Source organism: Streptosporangium sp. H16 (assembly GCF_051918855.1).
GTDB lineage: Bacteria > Actinomycetota > Actinomycetes > Streptosporangiales > Streptosporangiaceae > Streptosporangium.
In genome coordinates, this window is the sequence record NZ_JBPXMD010000006.1 from 164,210 (window position 1) to 186,021 (window position 21,812).

Annotated in this window: 15 protein-coding genes and 1 tRNA gene; 2 read left to right on the forward strand and 14 right to left on the reverse strand. The window is 68.6% G+C overall.

Annotation, left to right across the window (positions count from 1 at the left end; all coding sequences use genetic code 11):
• Positions 1-425: 425 nt before the first annotated feature.
• From ACTOQ2_RS12565 to ACTOQ2_RS12620, 12 genes are all read right to left on the reverse strand, one after another.
• Complete coding sequence (locus ACTOQ2_RS12565) at positions 426-4,313, reverse strand: DNA-directed RNA polymerase subunit beta' (RefSeq protein WP_440099769.1); 3,888 nt, start codon at positions 4,311-4,313, stop codon at positions 426-428.
• A 27-nt stretch (positions 4,314-4,340) separates the two neighbouring features.
• Positions 4,341-7,808, reverse strand: a complete 3,468-nt coding sequence (rpoB, locus tag ACTOQ2_RS12570; RefSeq protein ID WP_440070949.1) for a DNA-directed RNA polymerase subunit beta — start codon at positions 7,806-7,808, stop codon at positions 4,341-4,343.
• 443 nt (positions 7,809-8,251) lie between these two features.
• The gene (locus ACTOQ2_RS12575; RefSeq protein ID WP_440070948.1) at positions 8,252-8,776 is read right to left on the reverse strand and encodes a hypothetical protein; all 525 of its coding nucleotides are present in this window, start codon (positions 8,774-8,776) and stop codon (positions 8,252-8,254) included.
• On the reverse strand, positions 8,773-9,300 hold the full coding sequence (locus ACTOQ2_RS12580) for a hypothetical protein (protein WP_440099770.1): 528 nt from the start codon (positions 9,298-9,300) through the stop codon (positions 8,773-8,775). The genes ACTOQ2_RS12575 and ACTOQ2_RS12580 overlap by 4 nt, the downstream gene beginning before the upstream one ends.
• Before the next feature lie 269 nt (positions 9,301-9,569).
• Positions 9,570-9,956, reverse strand: a complete 387-nt coding sequence (rplL, locus tag ACTOQ2_RS12585; protein WP_440070946.1) for a 50S ribosomal protein L7/L12 — start codon at positions 9,954-9,956, stop codon at positions 9,570-9,572.
• 84 nt (positions 9,957-10,040) lie between these two features.
• Positions 10,041-10,565, reverse strand: a complete 525-nt coding sequence (gene rplJ / locus ACTOQ2_RS12590; protein WP_344746617.1) for a 50S ribosomal protein L10 — start codon at positions 10,563-10,565, stop codon at positions 10,041-10,043.
• A gap of 309 nt (positions 10,566-10,874) precedes the next feature.
• Positions 10,875-11,705, reverse strand: coding sequence for an LppX_LprAFG lipoprotein (locus ACTOQ2_RS12595; protein WP_440070945.1), 831 nt, complete (start codon positions 11,703-11,705; stop codon positions 10,875-10,877).
• A gap of 144 nt (positions 11,706-11,849) precedes the next feature.
• A complete protein-coding gene (rplA, locus tag ACTOQ2_RS12600) occupies positions 11,850-12,563 on the reverse strand; it encodes a 50S ribosomal protein L1 (RefSeq protein ID WP_362678384.1) in 714 nt (237 codons plus the stop codon).
• A gap of 176 nt (positions 12,564-12,739) precedes the next feature.
• Positions 12,740-13,171 carry a 50S ribosomal protein L11 gene (gene rplK / locus ACTOQ2_RS12605; RefSeq protein WP_362840357.1) on the reverse strand — a complete coding sequence of 144 codons (432 nt, stop codon included), beginning with the start codon at positions 13,169-13,171 and terminating at the stop codon, positions 12,740-12,742.
• A 146-nt stretch (positions 13,172-13,317) separates the two neighbouring features.
• On the reverse strand, positions 13,318-14,106 hold the full coding sequence (nusG, locus tag ACTOQ2_RS12610) for a transcription termination/antitermination protein NusG (protein WP_440070944.1): 789 nt from the start codon (positions 14,104-14,106) through the stop codon (positions 13,318-13,320).
• Positions 14,107-14,178: 72 nt separating this feature from the next.
• Positions 14,179-14,427, reverse strand: a complete 249-nt coding sequence (secE, locus tag ACTOQ2_RS12615) for a preprotein translocase subunit SecE (RefSeq protein WP_329089906.1) — start codon at positions 14,425-14,427, stop codon at positions 14,179-14,181.
• A gap of 75 nt (positions 14,428-14,502) precedes the next feature.
• Positions 14,503-14,575, reverse strand: a tRNA-Trp gene (locus tag ACTOQ2_RS12620).
• A 245-nt stretch (positions 14,576-14,820) separates the two neighbouring features.
• Here ACTOQ2_RS12620 and ACTOQ2_RS12625 point away from each other — a divergent pair.
• Positions 14,821-16,026, forward strand: a complete 1,206-nt coding sequence (locus ACTOQ2_RS12625; RefSeq protein ID WP_440070943.1) for a pyridoxal phosphate-dependent aminotransferase — start codon at positions 14,821-14,823, stop codon at positions 16,024-16,026.
• 136 nt (positions 16,027-16,162) lie between these two features.
• Here the strand turns inward: ACTOQ2_RS12625 and ACTOQ2_RS12630 are convergent, their stop codons facing one another.
• Both ACTOQ2_RS12630 and ACTOQ2_RS12635 read right to left on the reverse strand, forming a co-directional pair.
• Entirely contained in the window at positions 16,163-18,172 is a 2,010-nt protein-coding gene (locus ACTOQ2_RS12630) for an ATP-binding protein (protein WP_440099771.1), read from the reverse strand.
• Between the two features lie 26 nt (positions 18,173-18,198).
• The gene (locus ACTOQ2_RS12635) at positions 18,199-20,316 is read right to left on the reverse strand and encodes an ATP-binding protein (protein ID WP_440099772.1); all 2,118 of its coding nucleotides are present in this window, start codon (positions 20,314-20,316) and stop codon (positions 18,199-18,201) included.
• A 465-nt stretch (positions 20,317-20,781) separates the two neighbouring features.
• On the opposite strand from ACTOQ2_RS12635, the gene ACTOQ2_RS12640 reads away from it, so the two are divergent.
• Positions 20,782-21,801 (forward strand): adenosine deaminase, encoded by a 1,020-nt coding sequence (locus ACTOQ2_RS12640; protein ID WP_440099773.1) that lies wholly within the window; start codon positions 20,782-20,784, stop codon positions 21,799-21,801.
• Positions 21,802-21,812: the final 11 nt, after the last annotated feature.

Consider the following 21,812-nt stretch of genomic DNA (forward strand, 5'->3'; position numbering starts at 1 on the left):
TTAAGGCCGGTCCGGTGGAGGAGGCCACGCGGCGCCTCTGCCGACTCCCCAGTGGGAAACCTGTCGACGCGCACGCATGAAGGCCCATGAAGACATGGGCACGAAGGAAAAGACTACCCAGCCCAACGCAACACGTCAAAACGGTTGCGCTCGCCAGGCGCCGGCGTTCGTGTCATGACTCCCGCGATCGGTTTCCGACCGACCGCTTCTGGGTCCGTGTCGAGTTTACCCGCCGCGAAGCACTTCTCCGGCCGTTCTCCGCATTAACGTACGGCTTTCGCCGCAACATTCCGGTCAAGAAAGGTCCACATCCCCAGCTACCGGGCCTGCGGGAAGGAAAAAGCGGCGGCCGAGGGGAAGGCGACGGCGCCCGGCCCCCTTCCGGGGACCGGGCGCCGCCCGTGACCACTCAGCGTTCGTACCGCTTAGCGGTTGTACTGCCCGAAGTCGTACTCCTCCAGCGGCACGGCCTCACCGGAGCCCGAACCGAAGGTGTAGTCGGCCGCGGAGCCGTCGTAACCGCCGACGGTGTACATGGCGGCCTTGGCCTCCTCGGTGGGCTCGACCCGGATGTTGCGGTACTGGGGCATGCCCGTACCGGCCGGGATGAGCTTTCCGATGATGACGTTCTCCTTGAGGCCGAGCAGCGAGTCCGACTTGGCGTGGATCGCCGCGTCGGTGAGCACTCGGGTCGTCTCCTGGAAGGACGCCGCGGACAGCCAAGACTCGGTGGCGAGCGAGGCCTTGGTGATGCCCATCAGCACCGGGCGTCCGGAGGCCGGCGTGCCGCCCTCCGCCACGCACTCGCGGTTGATCCGCTCGAAGCGCGGCCGCTCGACGAGCTCACCGGGCAGCATGTCGGCGTCGCCGGACTCCAGCACGTTCACGCGCTTGAGCATCTGCCGCACGATGATCTCGATGTGCTTGTCGTGGATCGACACGCCCTGCGAGCGGTAGACCTGCTGGACCTCCGCCACGAGGTGCAGCTGCACGGCCCGGGGGCCGAGGATGCGCAGCACCTCGTTGGGGTTGACCGCACCGGCGATCAGCTGCTGGCCGACCGTGACGCGCTGCCCGTCGGAGACCAGCATGCGCGACCGCATCGACACCGGGTACGCGACCTCCTCGGAACCGTCGTCCGGGACGATCACGATCTTCCGCGTCTTGTCGGTCTCGTCGATGCGGACCCGGCCCTCGGCCTCGCTGATCGGGGCGACACCCTTGGGGACGCGCGCCTCGAAGAGCTCCTGCACACGGGGCAGACCGTGGGTGATGTCGGCGCCCGCCACACCACCGGTGTGGAAGGTCCGCATCGTCAGCTGGGTGCCGGGCTCACCGATCGACTGGGCGGCGATGATGCCGACCGCCTCGCCGACGTCCACGAGCTTGCCGGTCGCGAGCGAGCGACCATAGCAGGTGGCGCAGACACCGATCTTGGCCTCGCAGACGAGCGCGCTGCGGGTCCTGACGGTCTCCACACCGGCCTCGACCAGCGCGGTGACGTGGATGTCGTTGATGTCGACGCCCACCGGCACGATGATCTTGCCGTCCACCTCCACGTCCTCGGCGAGGATGCGGCCGTGCACGTTGCTCTCGGCGTTCTCCGCCTTGACCAGGTTGCCCTGGGCGTCGCGCTCGCCGACGTGCAGCGGGACGCCGCGGTCGGTGCCGCAGTCGATCTCGCGGACGATGACGTCCTGCGCGACGTCCACCAGACGACGGGTCAGGTAACCCGAGTCGGCGGTCCGCAGCGCGGTGTCCGCCAGACCCTTCCGCTGGCCGTGGGTGGAGATGAAGTACTCCAGCACCGACAGACCCTCGCGGAACGAGGCCTTGATCGGACGCGGGATCGTCTCACCCTTGGTGTTGGACACCAGACCACGGATTCCGGAGATCTGCCGGACCTGCATCAGGTTTCCTCGGGCGCCCGACTGGACCATCATCCAGACCGGGTTGGTCTTCGGGAACGCCTTCTGCATGTCGTCGGTCACGTCACTGGTCGCGTGCGTCCAGATCTCGATGAGCTCCTGACGGCGCTCCTCGTCCGTGATCAGACCGCGCTCGTACTCACGCTGGACCTTGTCGGCCCTGCGCTCGTACGTCTCCATGATCTCGGCCTTGTTCGGCGGCGCGATGACGTCCTCGATGGAGATCGTCACACCGGCCCTGGTCGCCCAGTAGAAACCGGCGTCCTTGAGGGCGTCGAGCGCCGCGGCGACCTCGACCTTGGGGTACTTCTCGGCGAGCTCGTTGACGATGACCGACAGCTGCTTCTTGCCGACCTGCGAGTTCACGTACGGGTAGTTCGCCGGCAGGGTCTGGTTGAACAGGCACCGGCCCAGGGTGGTCTCCAGGCGGTAGCTGTCACCTGCCTCCCAGCCCTCGGGAGCGGCCCAGCCGCGGGGCGGCGGGACGTCGCCCTTCATCCGGATCTGGATCAGCGACTGGATGTCCAGCTCGCGGCGGTCGAAGGCCATGAGCGCCTCCGACACCGAGCCGAAGACCCGGCCCCTGCCGACACCGTTCTCGTCCTCGTCCTTGAGCGTGGTCAGCGAGTAGAGGCCGATGATCATGTCCTGGGTGGGCATGGTCACGGGCTTGCCGTCGGCCGGCTTGAGGATGTTGTTCGTCGACAGCATCAGGATGCGGGCCTCGGCCTGCGCCTCGGCCGACAGCGGCAGGTGCACGGCCATCTGGTCACCGTCGAAGTCCGCGTTGAACGCGGTGCAGACGAGCGGGTGGATCTGGATGGCCTTGCCCTCGACCAGCTGCGGCTCGAAGGCCTGGATGCCCAGGCGGTGCAGGGTCGGCGCGCGGTTGAGCAGCACGGGGTGCTCGGTGATGACCTCTTCGAGGACGTCCCACACGACCGGCCGGGCACGCTCGACCATCCGCTTGGCCGACTTGATGTTCTGCGCGTGGTTCAGGTCGACCAGGCGCTTCATCACGAACGGCTTGAAGAGCTCCAGCGCCATCTGCTTGGGCAGACCGCACTGGTGCAGCTTCAGCTGCGGGCCGACGACGATGACCGAACGGCCGGAGTAGTCGACTCGCTTGCCCAGCAGGTTCTGGCGGAACCGGCCCTGCTTGCCCTTCAGCATGTCGCTGAGGGACTTCAGGGGACGGTTGCCGGGACCGGTGACCGGGCGGCCGCGGCGGCCGTTGTCGAACAGCGCGTCGACGGCCTCCTGGAGCATCCGCTTCTCGTTGTTCACGATGATCTCGGGGGCACCGAGGTCGAGAAGCCGCTTGAGGCGGTTGTTCCGGTTGATCACCCGGCGGTACAGGTCGTTCAGGTCCGAGGTCGCGAACCGGCCACCGTCGAGCTGCACCATCGGGCGCAGGTCCGGCGGGATGACCGGGATGCAGTCGAGGACCATCCCGTTGGGCGAGTTGCGGGTGTTCAGGAACGCCGACACGACCTTGAGACGCTTGAGCGCGCGGGCCTTCTTCTGGCCCTTGCCGCTGCGGATCGTCTCGCGCAGGTTCTCGGCCTCGAGAGCGAGGTCGAAGTTGGTCAGACGCTCCTGGATGGCCTGGGCGCCCATGCCACCGCGGAAGTAGCGGCCGAAACGGTCGCGCATCTCGCGGTAGAGCAGCTCGTCGCCCTCGAGGTCCTGGACCTTGAGGTTCTTGAAGCGGCTCCAGACCTCGTCCAGCCGGTCCAGCTCGCGCTGGGCCCGGTCGCGCAGCTGCCGCATCTCGCGCTCGGCGCCCTCGCGGACCTTGCGGCGCTGGTCGCCCTTGGCGCCCGCGGCCTCAAGCTCGGCCAGGTCGGTCTCCAGCTTGCGCTGGCGAGCCTCGATGTCGGCGTCACGGCGCTGCTCGATGTGCTGCCGCTCGACGGAGATCTTCGCCTCGAGCGACGGCAGGTCACGCTCGCGCATTTCCTTGTCGACGTGCGTGATCATGTAGGCCGCGAAGTAGATGACCTTCTCGAGGTCCTTCGGGGCCAGGTCGAGCAGGTATCCCAGGCGGGACGGGACACCCTTGAAGTACCAGATGTGCGTGACGGGCGCGGCCAGCTCGATGTGGCCCATCCGCTCACGACGCACCTTGGCACGGGTCACCTCGACGCCACAGCGCTCACAGATGATGCCCTTGAAACGGACGCGCTTGTACTTACCGCAGTAGCACTCCCAGTCGCGGGTCGGACCGAAGATCTTCTCGCAGAAGAGTCCGTCCTTCTCGGGCTTGAGCGTCCGGTAGTTGATCGTTTCAGGCTTCTTCACCTCGCCGTGCGACCACTGGCGGATGTCGTCGGCGGTCGCGAGGCCGATCCGAAGCTCGTCGAAGAAGTTGACGTCGAGCACTATGTAATCCCCTCCTCAGCTTCTAGATCAGACCTCTTCGACGCTGCTCGGCTCACGCCGGGACAGGTCGATGCCGAGCTCCTCCGCGGCGCGGAAGACGTCCTCGTCGGTGTCGCGCATCTCGATGGACATGCCGTCGCTGGAGAGCACCTCGACGTTCAGGCACAGCGACTGCATTTCCTTGATGAGCACCTTGAATGACTCCGGGATGCCCGGCTCGGGAATGTTCTCGCCCTTGACGATCGCCTCGTAGACCTTCACGCGGCCCAGGACGTCGTCGGACTTGATGGTGAGCAGCTCCTGCAGGGCGTAGGCGGCGCCGTACGCCTCCAGGGCCCAGACCTCCATCTCACCGAAGCGCTGGCCACCGAACTGGGCCTTACCGCCGAGCGGCTGCTGGGTGATCATGGAGTAGGGGCCGGTCGAACGAGCGTGGATCTTGTCGTCGACCAGGTGGAGCAGCTTCAGGATGTAGATGTAGCCGACGGAGATCGGGTGCGGGAACGGCTCCCCGGAACGGCCGTCGAACAGCTGGGCCTTTCCGTTCGCGCCGACCATGCGCCCGCCGTCCCTGTTGACCAGGGTGTTGTCGAGCAGACCGATGATCTCTTCCTCGTTGGCACCGTCGAACACCGGCGTGGCCATGTTGGTGCGCGGCTCGACCTCTGCGAAGCCCTTGTCGCGCAGCCGCTCGGCCCATGCCTCCTGGATGCCGGTGATGTCCCACCCTCTGGCGGCGATCCACCCGAGGTGGGTCTCCAGGACCTGGCCGACGTTCATTCGGCCGGGCACGCCCAGCGGGTTGAGGATGATGTCGACGGCGGTGCCGTCCTCGAGGAACGGCATGTCCTCGACCGGAAGGATCTTGGAGATGACGCCCTTGTTGCCGTGCCGGCCGGCCAGCTTGTCGCCGTCGGTGATCTTACGCTTCTGGGCCACGTAGACGCGGACCAGCTCGTTGACGCCGGGGGGGAGCTCGTCGCCCTCCTCGCGGCTGAACACGCGGACGCCGATGACCTTGCCCTGCTCGCCGTGCGGCACCTTCAGGGAGGTGTCACGGACCTCGCGGGCCTTCTCACCGAAGATCGCGCGAAGCAGGCGCTCCTCGGGGGTGAGCTCGGTCTCGCCCTTGGGCGTGACCTTGCCGACGAGGATGTCGCCCGGGACGACCTCGGCGCCGATGCGGATGATGCCGCGCTCGTCGAGGTCGGCCAGGACCTCCTCGGAGACGTTCGGGATGTCCCGGGTGATCTCCTCGGGGCCCAGCTTGGTGTCGCGGGCGTCGACCTCGTGCTCCTCGATGTGGATCGAGGACAGGACGTCGTCCTGCACCAGGCGCTGGGAGAGGATGATCGCGTCCTCGTAGTTGTGGCCCTCCCACGGCATGAACGCCACGAGGAGGTTCTTGCCCAGGGCCATCTCGCCGTCGTCGGTGCAGGGACCGTCGGCGACGACCTGGTTCACCTCAATCCGGTCGCCTTCCTTGACGATCGGCTTCTGGTTGAAGCAGGTGCCCTGGTTGGAGCGCTTGAACTTGGCGACCCGGTAGGTCGTGCGGGTGCCGTCGTCGTTCATCACCGTGACGTAGTCGGCGGAGACCTCCTCGACCACGCCCGCCTTGTCGGCGGTGATGACGTCGCCGGCGTCGGTCGCGGCACGGTACTCCATGCCGGTGCCGACCAGCGGCGCCTCGCTCTTGAGCAGCGGCACCGACTGGCGCTGCATGTTGGAACCCATGAGCGCGCGGTTGGCGTCGTCGTGCTCCAGGAACGGGATCATCGCGGTCGCCACGGACACCATCTGGCGTGCCGAGACGTCCATGTAGTCGACCTCGTTGGCGCGCAGGGACTCGAACTCCCCGCCCTTCCTGCGGACGAGCACGCGCGGCTCGAGGAACGTTCCGTCGGAACCGATCGGCGTGTTCGCCTGGGCGATGACGTGCCGGTCCTCCTCGTCCGCGGTCAGGTAGTCGACCTGGTCGGTGACCCGGCCGTCGACGACCTTGCGGTAGGGGGTCTCGACGAAACCGAAGGAGTTGACCCGGCCGAAGGAGGCCAGCGAGCCGATCAGACCGATGTTCGGTCCTTCCGGCGTCTCGATCGGGCACATGCGGCCGTAGTGCGACGGGTGGACGTCACGGACCTCGAAGCCGGCCCGCTCACGGGACAGACCACCGGGGCCCAGCGCGGACAGACGACGCTTGTGCGTCAGGCCGGCCAGGGGGTTGGTCTGGTCCATGAACTGGGACAGCTGGGAGGTGCCGAAGAACTCCTTGATCGACGCCACGACCGGGCGGATGTTGATCAGGGTCTGCGGCGTGATCGCCTCGACGTCCTGGGTCGTCATCCGCTCGCGGACGACGCGCTCCATGCGGGCCAGGCCCAGGCGGACCTGGTTCTGGATGAGCTCGCCCACCGTGCGGAGACGGCGGTTGCCGAAGTGATCGATGTCGTCGGTCTCGACGACGATCTCACCGTTGGCGCCGGGCATCTCGACCTCGCCGGCGTGCAGCCGGACGATGTACTCGATGGTGGCGACGATGTCGTCCTCGGTGAGCGTGCCCTGGGTGATCTCGCTGTCGACCCCGAGCTTCTTGTTGATCTTGTATCGGCCGACCTTGGCGAGGTCGTAACGCTTGGAGTTGAAGTACAGGTTCTCCAGCAGCGTCTGCGCCGACTCCTTGGTCGGCGGCTCGCCCGGGCGCAGCTTGCGGTAGATGTCGAGCAGAGCGTCGTCCTGGCCGGCCGTGTGGTCCTTCTCCAGGGTGGCGCGCATGGACTCGTACTGGCCGAAACGCTCGAGGATCTGCTCGCTGGTCCAGCCGAGCGCCTTGAGCAGGACGGTGACGGCCTGCTTGCGCTTGCGGTCGATGCGGACACCGACGCTGTCACGCTTGTCGATCTCGAACTCGAGCCAGGCGCCCCGGGAGGGGATCACCTTGCATCCATAGAGGTCCTTGTCGGAGGTCTTGTCGACACTGCGGTCGAAGTAGACGCCCGGGGACCGGACCAGCTGGGAGACGACGACACGCTCGGTGCCGTTGATGATGAATGTGCCCTTGCCGGTCATGAGCGGGAAATCGCCCATGAACACGGTCTGGCTCTTGATCTCACCAGTGGTGTTATTGATGAACTCCGCCGTGACGAACATCGGGGCGGAGTAGGTCATGTCCTTGTCTTTGCACTCATCGACTGAGTACTTGGGCGGCTCGAACCGGTGATCGCGGAACGACAGGGACATGGTCCCGGAGAAGTCCTCGATGGGACTGATCTCCTCAAAGATCTCTTCGAGGCCCGACTGGGCCGGAACGTCCTTGCGCCCGGCCTGGCGAGCCGCCTCGACCCGCCCCTTCCACTTCTCGTTGCCGAGCAACCAGTCGAAGGACTCGGTCTGAAGAGCGAGAAGGTCAGGAACTTCTAGCGGCTCCTGAATTCGTGCGAAAGACACACGACGGGGACCGGCGGGTACGGCGAAGGCGTTGCGCGAGGCTGCCAACAGATGTCCTTCCGAGGGCTCGCGGCGGACTGACTACACGCACGCCAGACGACCATGCATCAGAGCACCAAAAGAAGCGGGTCGTCAAAGGGCAGCGCAAAGGGGCAGTGTAGCCGAACGGCATACACCTGTCCACTTCAGTCTCGCTGCAAGCTCCACGTTGGTCGCAGCATCGCCCGTCAGAGCCGAAACGTCAAGCCCGGGAGCTGACATTTCGGCCGGGAGATGGCCGAGACCTTGGGAGTTTTCCCCCCGGGTGACCTGCGTACACCACAAGGCCGGAGACGATGCCCGACCTGGTGCGGCTGACGCTGAGTCACCCGGCGGATCGAACGCTAGCCGAGGGATCGACTGACGATCGACGCTGCCATGGCCGATGTACCCAACCGCGTGCCCAACCTAAACCAAGCCTTTACTAACAATTGGGTAAAGCGACGCGCCGATCAAGGTGGCGGAGGGTCTCCGAGCAGCGTGGAGAGCTCCGAGACCAGCCAGCGGGAATCCTTCTTGACCATGATGAATCTGGCCCGGTTCTGGCTGACGACCCGGCGGGGCTCCTTCTCGCCCTCGGGGGTCCTGACGGTGCTCATGCTCATGAAGAGCAGCACCTCGACTCTGCCGAAGTCACCGGACTCCACCGACTCCACCCCGGCCCCGGTCACCGCGGCCTGCTGCACCGTCTTCTGCTTTCTCGCCTGCGCGGCCATGCTCCTGGCCAGCTGCCGGTAGTGCAGGCTGAGCGCCCCGGTGGTGTATCCACCCGCTCTTGCGAAATCCTGTTCGATCGTACGATAGTCGTACGACAGCATGTCGGGGGCGACCGCGCGGGCCGCGGCGAGCGCCTCCCGCCCCGCCGTCTCGTCCGCGCGCAACCGGCTCAGGTCGGTGAACATGATCCAGACGGCCGCCGCGAGCGCGAGCGCGACGGCGACCATGAGCCCGATCGCCAGCCGGGAGGCACGTCTCACAGCACCAGCTCCGCTTTGGACACCAGCCAGGCTCCCCCTACCTTGGTCACTTCCATGTTCCACCGGTAGAACCGCTCCTGCGGAGCGTCCTTGCTCCCGTCCCGCCGGACCACCGCGTCGCCCACCACCATCACCTGGGCTGTGCTCCCCCTCAGCGAGACCAGCCCTGAGGCCCGCAGCGCGCCTGTTTGGAGGATCTTGTCCTTGACCGTGCTCTTCTTGAGCTCCGCGGCGGTCCTGGCGTACTCGGCCCTGGCCGCGCCCGTGGAGGTGTCGAGGATGCGCCCGATGTCGTCGTCGACGCTCCTGTAGCCGACGGAGAGCAGATGAACGGCGTGGGCCCCCGCCGCCCGCAGCGCCGCCTGCCTGTCGTCAGCGGCCGTCTGGGCGTCGCGCAGGGCGGCCCCGACCCAGAACGCGGCGGCCAGCAACCCGGCGATCAGCAGTCCCAGCACCGGTCCGGCGATCCTGAGCGGGCGCCGGGAGCGGCGCGAGCGACGGGAGCGGGTGGCGTGCACTGCCATGCGTCTCTCCCATCGCACGGTCTGCGGAACGCGGGCCGGCGAGCGCGGCTGCTTCGCCGCCCGGGACGGCATGCTCCCCGATCGCCGGATCATAACCCGCCACGCGGATCCGCATAACGGCCTTCGCGCACATGCCCCGGGCCATTTCCCCCGGGCCCGCTCGACCGCGTACGAAACGGCCGGACGCGGAAACACGAAAAGAGACGCGGAAACACGAAAAGAGCGGGCCACCGGCACCAGGTGGACCCGCTCTTTTTCGATGAAACGAACTACTTGACGGTGACCGAAGCGCCGGCGCCCTCAAGGGCGGCCTTGGCCTTCTCGGCCTGCTCCTTGTTGACCTTGCCGTCGAAGACGGACTTGGGAGCGCCGTCAACGAGGTCCTTGGCCTCCTTGAGGCCCAGGCTCGTCAGGGCGCGGATCTCCTTGATGACCTGGATCTTCTTCTCGCCGGCGGCCTCGAGGACGACCTCGAACTCGTCCTGCTCCTCGACCTCTTCGACAGCGGCCGCACCGGGGGCGGCGGCGGCGACGGCGACGGGGGCAGCGGCCTTGACGTCGAAGGTCTCCTCGAAGAGCTTCACGAAGTCGGACAGCTCGAGGAGAGTCATCTCCTTGAAAGCGTCGAGCAGCTCGTCGGTGCTGAGCTTCGCCATGATGGTTCCTCCATACGGATCTGAACTACTAAAGAAAGTTGGGACCGCGGTTTGCGTTAATCCCCTGTGACCGCCTGCGCGGACCTACTCGCCGGCGCCTTCGCGCTTGGCGCGCAGGGCCTCGGCCAGCTGAGCCATGTTGGTGGGCAGCGCGTTGAAGACGGCGGCCGCGTGGCCCTGCTTCGCCTTCAGTGCGCCGGCCAGCTTCGCGAGGAGAACCTCACGCGACTCGAGGTCGGCAAGCTTGCTGATCTCGTCCGGCGTCATCGACCTGCCGTCGACGACACCGCCCTTGATGATCAGGAGGGGATTGGCCTTGGCGAAGTCACGCAGACTCTTGGCAGCCTCGACCACGTCGCCGTTGACGAACGCGATCGCCGACGGACCCGCGAGCAGGTCGTTGAGCTGGTTGAACCCGGCCTCGGTGGCCGCGATCTTGGTCAGCGTGTTCTTCACCACGGCGAACTTCGCATTCTCACCGAGGGAAACGCGCAGCTGCTTGAGCTGAGCGACGGTGAGACCGCGGTATTCGGTCAGAACGGCAGCATTGGAGCCGTCGAAGCTGCTCTTCAGCTCAGCGACAGCCGTTGCCTTTTCTGCCTTCGCCATGGGCCTCCTTCCAGATGTGCCGCCGGGGCAAAGGGCCCAGAAAAGCGAACAAGCCCCGGCGCAGGCGCACGGGGCTCACATGAGGAGGTTAGTCCAGATGAAAACTCACATCACAACCTACGCGGGCCGTCCACTGACGTGGATCCTTAAGTCGTCAGGCCATGCGGCTTGACGACGACCGGCGGTCTTCGGCGTTGACAGCTTACGTCCTCCCGTCCCGAATGCCAACTCGGAGTCCCCTGACGGGGACCCGTGGAAAAGGCTCGCGCCCCCGGCCGGTGGGCCGAGGGCGCGAATCTGGGGGAAACGTCAGTTTCCGCCGCGGTGCTCGGGCAGGTCGCCCACCTGGTCGGCGGGCGGGGCTGTGATCTCCACGGGCTCGTTGAAGCCCTTGAAGAGTGCCGTCAGGTTGAACGTCGCGTCCTTCTCGGAGCCGCTGAGCGTCACCTTGCGGGGCAGGCTCTGGGCGTCGGCCCAGAGGTCGAACTTCACGTTCTTGGCCTGCGAGAGCTGCTCCTGGAGCTTCTCGCGCTTGGCCGGGTCGATCAGCTGGGCGGCCTCGGCGACCGGGAAGGTGCCGCTGTAGTGCGTCGTGTCGACCCCGCCGACCGTCTCGGTGCCGACCGCCTTGACGTCCTTCGACGCGGTCAGCAGCTTGACGGTGCCCGCCAGGTCGAACTGCTGGGCCTGGTCCATGAACTTCCTGATCTCGGACTGCCCCTTGGCGTCGAGCTCGCTGAGCGACACCTTGGTCCACGGCTTGGTGGTGCCGGCGAACCTGTTGATGAGCTCGGACTTCACATAGACCGTGTCGCCCGACAGGATGGCCCGCGCCCCGCCGGGCACGTTCTGCCCGCCGAAGGTGATCGTGTCGAGCCTGATGTCCGTGGCCAGCTGGGGCTTGCTCTGGTAGAGCATGCTGCCCTGGACCTTGCCCGCGCCCTTCTCGCCGCCGCTGGCGTCGAGAACCACGTCCGCGGAGTAGGAGGTGACCTCCTGGGCCTTCTGCGCGCTCTGCTGCACCGCGTCCGCCGCGGCGAGCTTGATGTTTCCGAGGGAGCTGGTGCCCTGTGCACCGCATCCCGCGACCGCGACGAGCGCGGCCGCTCCCAGTGCAAGTGCGGGAGCCAATCGGCGCATTTCGTCTTCCACCCTTTCGTTCCCCCGATGATCCTGATATAGACACTACGCGTCGGCAAAGCCGGGCGCGTCGTCCGGGAGAACGAAGAAAGGCCTCAACCGAATGGCCATTCGGTTGAGGCCTTCCGCGGAAGACGTCTGGTATCAGGCGTCGAGCTCGGCGGTCAGCGCCCGCGTCTGGTTGGGGTCGACCTGGATGCCGGGGCCCATGGACGTGGAGAAGACGACCTTCTTGACGTAGCGTCCCTTGGCCGCGGACGGCTTGAGGCGCAGCACCTCGTCGAGGGCGGCGGCGTAGTTCTCGATGAGCTGGCGCTCACCGAAGGACACCTTGCCGATGATGAAGTGCAGGTTCGCGTGCCGGTCGACACGGAACTCGATCTTGCCGCCCTTGATGTCGGTGACGGCCTTGCCGACGGCCGGGGTCACGGTGCCGGTCTTGGGGTTCGGCATCAGGCCACGGGGGCCGAGCACGCGGCCCAGACGGCCGACCTTGCCCATGAGGTCCGGGGTGGCGACGACGGCGTCGAAGTCGAGGCGGCCCTTGGCGACCTCGTCGATCAGCTCATCGGCACCGACGATGTCGGCACCCGCGGCGCGAGCCTCCTCGGCACGGTCACCGGTCGCGAAGACCAGGACCCGGGCGGTCTTGCCGGTGCCGTGCGGGAGGTTGACGGTGCCACGGACCATCTGGTCGGCCTTGCGGGGGTCGACACCCAGCCGCAGGGCCACCTCGACGGTGGCGTCGAACTTGGCGACGCTGGTGTCCTTGGCCAGCTTGGCCGCCTGGGCCGGGCTGTACAGGGTCTCGCGGTCGACCTGCGCCGCCGCGGCGCGGTATCCCTTGCTGCGCTTCATGTGATCACTCCTGTGGATCCGAGTGTTCGTGGTGCGGGCCAGCGCCTGGCCCCTCCACTTACTTCGATGTCTGGTGGTCGGCGCGATCGAGATCGCGCTCGCCGCCGGTCCCCGCCGGTCTCGCGGATGCGGTTCGCCGCCGCGAGGTCGCCGCCGAGTCCGTACGGCGGATGGTGCTAGTCGACGATCGTGATGCCCATCGACCGGGCGGTGCCGGCGATGATCTTCTCGGCCGCCGCGACGTCGTTGGCGTTGAGGTCCTGCATCTTGGTCTCGGCGATCTGGCGCAGCTGCTCCTTGGTGAGCTTGCCCACCTTGTCCTTCTGCGGGACGGCCGAACCCTTGGCGACACCGGCGGCCTTCTTGATCAGCTCAGGCGCCGGGGGCGTCTTCGTGACGAAGGTGAAGGTGCGGTCCTCGTAGATGGTGATCTCGACGGGGATGATGTTGCCGCGCTGGGCCTCGGTGGCAGCGTTGTACTGCTTCACGAAGTCCATGATGTTGACGCCGTGCGGACCGAGGGCGGTACCGACCGGCGGCGCGGGCGTGGCCTGGCCGGCGGGGAGCTGGACCTTGACCAGCGCGGCGAACTTCTTCTTAGGAGGCATGCTTCTCTCCGGGTCCTTGCTTCTCTGAACGATGTTCCAGATCCCCGCGACCGCGGGGCTCACGGCAAGTGCGCATTGGCCAGTGCCGCGAACGTGGAACCATCCCCGCGACCGCGGGGCAGACTGATGAAGTCTACGCGACCGGTTTAGATTTTCGAGACCTGGTTGAACGAGAGCTCGACCGGGGTCTCGCGACCGAAGATCGACACGAGCACCTTGAGCTTCTGCGACTCGGCGCTGATCTCGCTGACCGTGGCGGGCAGCGTGGCGAACGGGCCGTCCATGACGGTGACGGACTCGCCGACCTCGAAGTCGACCGTCGCGGCGGAGGCCTTCGCGGTGGACTTCTTGACCTCTTCCGAGGGCTCCGGCGCGAGCAGCTTGGCGACCTCTTCGAGGCTCAGCGGGCTCGGCTTGTTGGAAAGGCCAACGAAACCGGTCACGCCGGGCGTGTTACGCACCGCGGACCAGGACTCGTCGGTGAGCTCCATCCGGACCAGCACGTAGCCGGGCAGCACCCGCTCCTTGACCAGCTGGCGCTTGCCGCTCTTGATCTCGGTCACGTGGTGGGTGGGCACCTCGACTTGGAAGATGTAGTCCTCCATGTTGAGGGACTGCGTGCGGGTCTCGATGTTCGACTTCACCCGGTTCTCGTAGCCGGCGTAGGAGTGGATGACGTACCACTCGCCGAACAGGCTCCGCAGGTGCCGCTTGAACTCCTCGACCGGGTCGACGTCGGGAAGGACGTCACCGTCCTCGTCGACGGCGCCGGCCGGGGCCTGCTCGGCCTCGGTTTCGGCGTCGGCGTCGGTCTCGGCGTCGACGTCCTGCCCGTCGGACTCGTCAAACGAATCCTCGGTGACGTCGACGGCCTTCTCCAGCTCGTCCTCGCGCTCTTCGCGGGGCTCGCCGGCCGACTGTGCAGACTCGGACACGGTGCTCTTTCTCTTTTCGTCGATGGCTGATGGACTCGTCCGCGGGGCTGCTCGCCCGCTGGAGACCGCGGCTCAGGCTCCGCCGAAGATTCTCAGCACGCCCTCGGTGAACAGCGCGTCCAAAGCCGACACGATCCCGACCATGATCAGAACGAAGACCAGGACGATGATGGTGTACGAAATGAGGTCCTTGCGCGTAGGCCAGATGACCTTACGCAGCTCGGCGACTACCTGACGGTAGAAAAGGGCGGGAGAAGTGCGCTTAGTCTTCTTCTCACCGCTCGGCTTGTCTGCGGTTTCGCCGCGCGTGTCGATCGCCACAGTCCTCACCTGAATCCATCGAGTCCAACGCACATAAGCGGCGCGCTGGACGCCTGATGCGCGGACCGCTCCTAGCAGGGCACGAGGGACTCGAACCCCCAACCGCCGGTTTTGGAGACCGGTGCGCTACCAATTGCGCTAGTGCCCTAAGACATGAACCACCATACATCGGTTGGACCGAAGTTTGTCCGTGGCTCACGGTCTTGACCGCCGGTTCACGCATGCGGCGGAAAGACCATGCCGGAGTCTACGTGTGAATGGCCACCGCGTCGAACCGACAGGCGATCGCCCAGGTCAGGGACTTTTCCCGGTGCTCGTACGGCTTGCGGGGAGGAACGTCCGCATGGTGGATATGCGGCGGAAACATCGGCACAGGTCTGTAACCATGGAGGTATGACCCGTCCTCGCATCTCAGCGCGCATCTCCGCGATCTCCGAGTCCGCCACGCTCGCCGTGGACGCCAAGGCCAAGGCGATGAAGGCGGCGGGCCGCCCGGTCATCGGCTTCGGCGCCGGTGAGCCGGACTTCGCGACTCCCGGCTACATCGTCGAGGCGGCCGTCGAGGCGTGCCGGAACCCCCGGTTCCACAAGTACACCCCGGCCGGCGGCCTTCCCGAGCTGAAGCAGGCCGTCGCCGACAAGACGCTCCGCGACTCCGGCTACCGGGTGGACGCGGCCCAGGTCCTGATCACCAACGGCGGCAAGCAGGCCGTCTACGAGGCGTTCGCCACGCTGCTCGACCCGGGCGACGAGGTCCTGGTGGTCGCCCCGTACTGGACGACCTACCCCGAGGCGATCAAGCTCGCCGGCGGCGTCCAGGTCGACGTGGTGACCGACGAGACCACCGGCTACCTGGCGAGCGTGGAGCAGCTGGAGGCGGCGCGCACCGACCGTACCAAGATCCTCCTCTTCGTCTCGCCGTCCAACCCGACCGGCGCGGTGTACACCCCCGAGCAGGTCGCGGAGATCGGCCGCTGGGCCGTCGAGCACGACCTGTGGGTCGTCACGGACGAGATCTACGAGCACCTCACGTACGGCGACGCCACGTTCGCGAGCATCGCCACCGTGGTCCCCGAGCTGGGCGACAAGGTCGTGGTCCTGAACGGCGTCGCCAAGACCTACGCGATGACCGGCTGGCGGGTGGGCTGGCTGATCGGCCCCAAGGACGTCGTCAAGGCCGCGTCCAACCTGCAGTCGCACGCCACCTCCAACGTCTCCAACGTCGCCCAGGCCGCCGCGCTGGCCGCCGTCACCGGCGACCTGTCGGCCGTGGCGGAGATGCGCGGCGCCTTCGACCGGCGCCGCCGGACCATGGTCAGGATGCTCAACGAGATCCCGGGCGTGCTCTGCCCCGAGCCGCTGGGCGCGTTCTACGCCTACCCGTCGGTCAAGGCGCTGCTGGGCAAGGAGTTCGGCGGCAGGCGCCCGGCGACCTCCGCCGAGCTGGCCGAGATCATCCTGGAGGAGGCCGAGGTGGCGGTCGTCCCCGGTGAGGCCTTCGGCACCCCGGGCTACTTCCGCCTGTCCTACGCGCTCGGCGACGACGACCTCGCCGAGGGCGTGAGCCGCCTCGCCAAGTTCCTCGGCCAGGCCGGCTGAGCACGACGGCTCCCCGGCCGGCCGGGCGCGACCTCCGTACGCGCCGGGCGGGATCGGCCTCCCGGGGCGTGGGCCGCGGCGCCCCTCAAAGCGGTCACACTCCCGCGGGGCATGGGCCGCGGCGCCCTCGAGGCGGTCAGTCCCGCAGGGCGTAGGTCACGGCGCCCTCGAAGTGGGAGGCCGCGCCCTCGTTGAAGGCCCGCGCGTAGGCGACCTCGCCGATCAGGCACACCGCGCGGGCCCCGACGGCCTCGCGGAGCGCGGTCAGGGTGTCGGCCTCGGCGGCGGGCGGCCCGAAGGTGGTCCAGATGCGCTGCGCGGCTCCCAGGAGCCAGGCCGCGCGGTGGCCGTCCTCCGTGGCGGCGGCGATCCTGGCGAGCTGGTCGATGGCGAGGACGCTGCCGACCGGGTCCCGCAGCCGCCATTTGACCTCCAGCGCGGCCCTGGCCGCCGCGGAGGCCTCCGCGATGTCTCCCCGGCCGAAGAGGGCCAGGGAGAGGACGTAGTCGTCCATGGCGCGCTGTGACAGCTCCCCTCGCACCTCGTGGCGGGAGCGCGCCTCGCGCAGGATCCTCACCGCCTCGTCGAAGTCGCCGCCGAACGTGGCGGTCAGCGCGAGGAAGGAGGGCAGGAAGAGCGTCCCCGGCGAGGTGGGGCCCAGCCCGGCGGCCACGCGCAGCGCGTACGCCCGCGCGCTCTCCAGGTCCAGGTCACCGGTGAACAGGCGGGCCTCGGCGAGGGCGAGGAGGGCGTGTGCCTCGGCGTCGGCGTCACCGTGCCGCCGGGCGCTCTCGACGCCCTCCTCGGCCCTGCCGCGTGCCAGGGACATGTCTCCCCGGATGAGCGCGAGATGGGCGGCGACCCAGAGCGGCCTGGACCTGGCCCGGTCGGTGACGGGGGCGGCGGCCAGGGCGCGGTCGAGATAGTGGCGGCCCTCGCGGACGAGCCCCAGATGGCACCAGAGCACCCACAGGGCCCCGGCCAGTTCCAGGGCGCCGTGGTGGTCGCCCGTGGCGAGGCAGCGGTCGAGGGCCGCGCGGATGTTGGGCAGTTCCCCGCGCGCCCAGCAGGCCCATTCGAGCTGGTCCGGGCCGTACCATTCGGCGCCCATGCGCCGGGCGGTGGACAGGTAGTGGTCGCGGTACCTGCGGGTCATCAGGCCGCTCTCGCCCAGCTCGGCGAGCCAGCCCCGCCCGTAGTCCCTGATGGTGTCGAGCAGGCGGTACCGGCCCCCCACGCGGGCGACGACGGATTTGGCCGCGAGCGTGGCGAGGACGCCGGGGACGTCGGGCAGGCGCTCGTCCTCGCACACGCCGCGCGCCGCCTCCGTGTCGAAGGCGGCGGGGAAGACCGACAGGCGGGCCCAGAGCAGGCGTTCGGCGGGCGTGCACAGCTCGTGGCTCCAGCCCGCGGCGGTGCGGAGGGTGTGGTGGCGGACGGGGAGCCCCTCACCGTCGGCCAGCAGCTTGAAATGGATGTCGAGCTGGTCGGCGAGCTGGGTCGCCGACAGGCCGCGCATGTGGCTGGCGGCCAGCTCGATGGCGAGCGGCATGCCGTCGAGCCGGCGGCAGAGCCTGGCGACGGCCATCATGGCCCGCTCGTCCGTGCGCAGCCCGGGGGCCACGGCCCTGGCGCGGTCGAGGAAGAGGCTCGGCGCGTCGTGGTCGGCGAGGTCGGCGGCCTCGGGCGGGGGGACGGGGAAGGGCTCGACGACCATGACGACCTCCAGCGGCAGGCCGAGCTCCTGGCGGCTGGTCACGATGATCTGGACATCGGGCGCGCCGGTCAGGACTGCGACGACCATGGCCGCGCAGGACTCGATCAGGTGTTCGCAGGTGTCGAGGACGATGAGGAGACGCCGGTCGGCGAGATACTCGATGAGGGACTCCAGGGCGGGGCGTTCGGCCTGGGTGTGCAGGCCGAACACTCCGGCGACGCCGTGGATGAGCAGGCCGCCGTCGCTCTCCGCGGAGAGCTCGGCCACCCAGACGCCGTCGGGGTAGTCGTCTCGAACGTTCCGCGCGGCCCGCAGGGCCAGCCTCGTCTTGCCGACGCCCCCGGGGCCGCGCAGGGTGAGCAGGCGCGTCCGGGTGAGGAGTTTCGCGATCTCGTCGAGCTCGGTGGCGCGGCCGACGAAACTGTTCATCTCGGCCGGCAGATTGCCGCAGCGCGTCAAGAAAAGTCTCCCTGGAGTGCGTGTTCCACGGCTTGGCGCAGGCTGATCGAACCTCCCCGCGCCTCCAGCCGGTCGAACTCCGCCCTGCCCAGGCGCCCGCGCAGCCTCAGCTCGGCCGCGCGGATCCGGCTCGCGATCATGGGCGAGCGGCTGGGCGGGACACCGGCGGTCTTCCACGCGGCGGCGGACGCCCCGAACATGGCGGCGGCGAAGGTGTCGTCGGCGCACGCCTCGGCGATCACGACGAACACCTCCAGCGCCTCCATGAGGGAGATGCTGTCGCCGAACAGGCGTGCCCCGCGCAGGGAGGCGCAGGCGAACTCGACGGCCGAGGCGGTGTTGCCGAGGGCGTGCTCGGCCTGGGCCAGGAGGAGGTCGAGGCGGATGAGCGTCCAGTAGTCGCCGCAGGACTCGCAGAGCTCGCGTCCCTCGCGCAGGACGGCGACGGCCTGGTCGTGGTGGTCGCCGAGCATCATGGCGGTGGCGACCACGGTGTAGGTGGGCAGGAAGCCGGGGAAGACGTTGCCGGTGGAGCGGTGGCGCACCCGGGCGTGCTTGATGAGCCGCAGCGCCTCGACCACGTCGCCCCTGACGACGGCCAGGTGGGCCTGGAACTGGCTGACGTAGGCCGTGGCGTAGCCGTCGGCGTCCTCGGCGGCGCATTCGGTGAGGATGCGCTCGGCGCGTTCGAGGTCGCCTCGCTGGATCGAGACCCAGGCGTGCACCCAGAGGGCCTTGACCCGCTCGGGGCTGGGGGTGGGGTCGAGATCGAGGCCGCGCTGGAGGAGGTCGTCGCCGGGTGCCTGCATGCCGCAGCACGCCCACAGGAACCACAGGTTGCCGACCAGGTCGAGGCCCTTGCGGTATTCCGGTGGCCGGGAGTAGCAGTATTCGATGGCGCCGCGCATGTTGCCGCATTCGAGGACCAGCCTGCGGTACCACTCCAGCTGGCGGCCCTGCCAGCTCATCTCGGCGCGGGCGGACAGCGCGAGGAAGTGGTCGCGGTGGCGGCGCTGGGTCTCGTCGGTCTCGCCGAGCCGGTCCAGCCAGACCACGCCGAACTCGCGGACGGTGTTGAGGAGGCGGTAGCGGACCCCGCCCTCGCCCTCCTCGCGGACGAGGACGGACTTGTCGAGCAGGCCGAGCAGCCCGTCGAGGACGTCCTTGACGGCGAGGGCGCCGCCGGCGCAGACCTCCTCGGCGGCCTCGATGTCGAAGGTGCCGGCGAAGACCGAGGCCCGCGCCCACAGGAGGCGCTCCTGCGGGGTGCAGAGCTCGTGGCTCCAGCCGAGGGCGACGCGCATGGAGCTGTGCCGCCGGGGAGCGGCGGCCCGCCCGCGCGGGGTGGCGCCGGCCCTCTCGGCGTGGATCTCGCGCTCGGCCGCGGGCGTCGTACGGCCTTCGAGGGCCGCGGCGAGCTCGTCGGGGGAGGTCACGTGGCCGTCGAAGGCGGCGAGCCCGGCGGTGGAGATCGGGCGGCCGTCGAGAGTGGCGGCGAGCCCGTCGAGGGTGCCGGGGCCGCCAGGGGTGCCGTCGGCCACGGCGAGCCGGATCGCCAGCGGCAGGTTGTCGAGGCGCCGGCAGAGCTCGGCCGGATCGGTGCCGCCGAGCCTGTCACCGGCGAGGGTGGTGATCAGGTGGACGGCGTCGGCGTCGGGCAGGCCGCCGACCGGGTAGAGGTGCTCGCCGGGCAGGCCCAGCCGCTGCCTGCTGGTGGTCAGGACGCGCAGTCCCTCGACCGAGCGGAGCAGCAGGCCGACCAGGATGCCCGCGGTGCCGACGACGCGGTCGCAGGTGTCGAGGACGAGGAGGGTCCGGCGCGCGAGGAACTCGTCGACCAGGGCCCGCAGCGCGGGGACGCCGGGTTTGCGGCGGGTGCCGATCGCGCCGGCGAGCGTCTCGGCCAGGGAGTCGAGGTCGGCGGGGGCCTCCGACAGCTCCACGACGTGGACGCCGCCGGAAAACGCGGGTTCGAGGGTGCGGGCCAGCCGCAGGGCGAGACAGGTCTTCCCGACCCCCGCGGGGCCGGTCAGCGTGACGTGTCTGACCCTTTCGAGCAGCGCGGATACGTCGGCGAGTTCCGTTTCCCTGCCGACGAAGACGTCTGCTTCCATGGCAGCCCCAGCGTCCTGACAACGTGTGCCTCCACGGTCGCACGGAGACGTGGTCCGCTGAAAGCCCGTTTCCTAAATTTCCTCGATATAACAGGGGATCGAATATGGATGGGGGTGCCCCGAACCCGGTAACCCCCGCCCGAAATAACACCTTAAAACCTATAAATAGGCAATTGGGAAAACCGCGAGAAACACCGGGGAGGATGGCGGGGGCCTGCGCGTTCCTGACCAGGTCCTCGGCGCCGTGCGGTGACGCGCCACGGACCGGGACCGCGGCGGCGCCGTACCCCGTACGGCAGGGGCCGTACCCCGTACGGCGGGGAACCCGTCGAAGGCCGCCTCGTCTCCTTCCGCCGCCGGCGAGGCCCCTCCCGCCCTCCCCGGCACGCGAACGGATCGTCAGGTCGAGGCCAAAAACCGCGGGGCCGTCGATCGGGGCCGCCCGGGGTACGGCACCATATTGAAATGCCACGTCCCCTCAGCGAACTGCCCAAGGCGCACCTGCACCTGCACTTCACCGGCTCCATGCGTCACTCGACCCTCGTCGAGCTCGCCCGCGAGCACGGGTTACACCTTCCCGACGCGCTCGAGGAGGACTGGCCGCCCCAGCTGCGCGCGACCGACGAGCGGGGCTGGTTCCGCTTCCAGCGGCTGTACGACATCGCGCGCTCGGTCCTGCAGCGGGAGAGCGACGTCTACCGGCTGCTGCGCGAGGCCGCCGAGGACGAGGCCGCCGAGGGGTCGCGCTGGCTGGAGATCCAGATCGACCCCTCCGGGTACGCGTCGAGATTCGGCGGGCTCACCTCGGCCATGGAGCTGATGCTCGACGCGACGCGCAGGGCCGCGGACCACGCGGGGATAGGGATCGCCGTCGTGGTGGCCGCCAACCGCACCCGCCACCCCCTCGACGCCAAGACGCTCGCCCGCCTCGCCACGCACTACATGGACCAGGGCGTGGTCGGGTTCGGGCTCTCCAACGACGAGCGGCGCGGACGGGCCCGCGACTTCGACGGGGCCTTCCGGCTGGCCAAGCGCGCCGGGCTGCTGGCGGTGCCGCACGGCGGGGAGCTGCTGGGCGCGGCCAGCGTGGCCGAGTGCGTCGACGTGCTGGACGCCGACCGGGTCGGGCACGGGGTGCGGGCGGCCGAGTCGCCCAGGCTCATGGAGCGCCTCGCGGCCCGGGGGATCACCTGCGAGGTCTGCCCGACGTCCAACGTCGGTCTCGGGGTGGCCGAGCGCGCCGAGGACGTGCCGCTGCGGCGCCTGTTCGAGGCGGGGGTGCCGATCGCGCTGGGCGCCGACGACCCGCTGCTGTTCGGCGCCAGGCTGCTGCCCCAGTACGAGCTCGCCAGGCAGGTGTACGGCTTCTCCGACCCGGAACTGGCCGAGCTGGCCCGCCAGTCGGTACGGGCGTCGGCGGCTCCGGACGGCGTGCGCGAGAAGCTTCTCCAGGAGATCGACGACTGGCTGGCGCCGGAGGGCTGAGCGGGCGATCC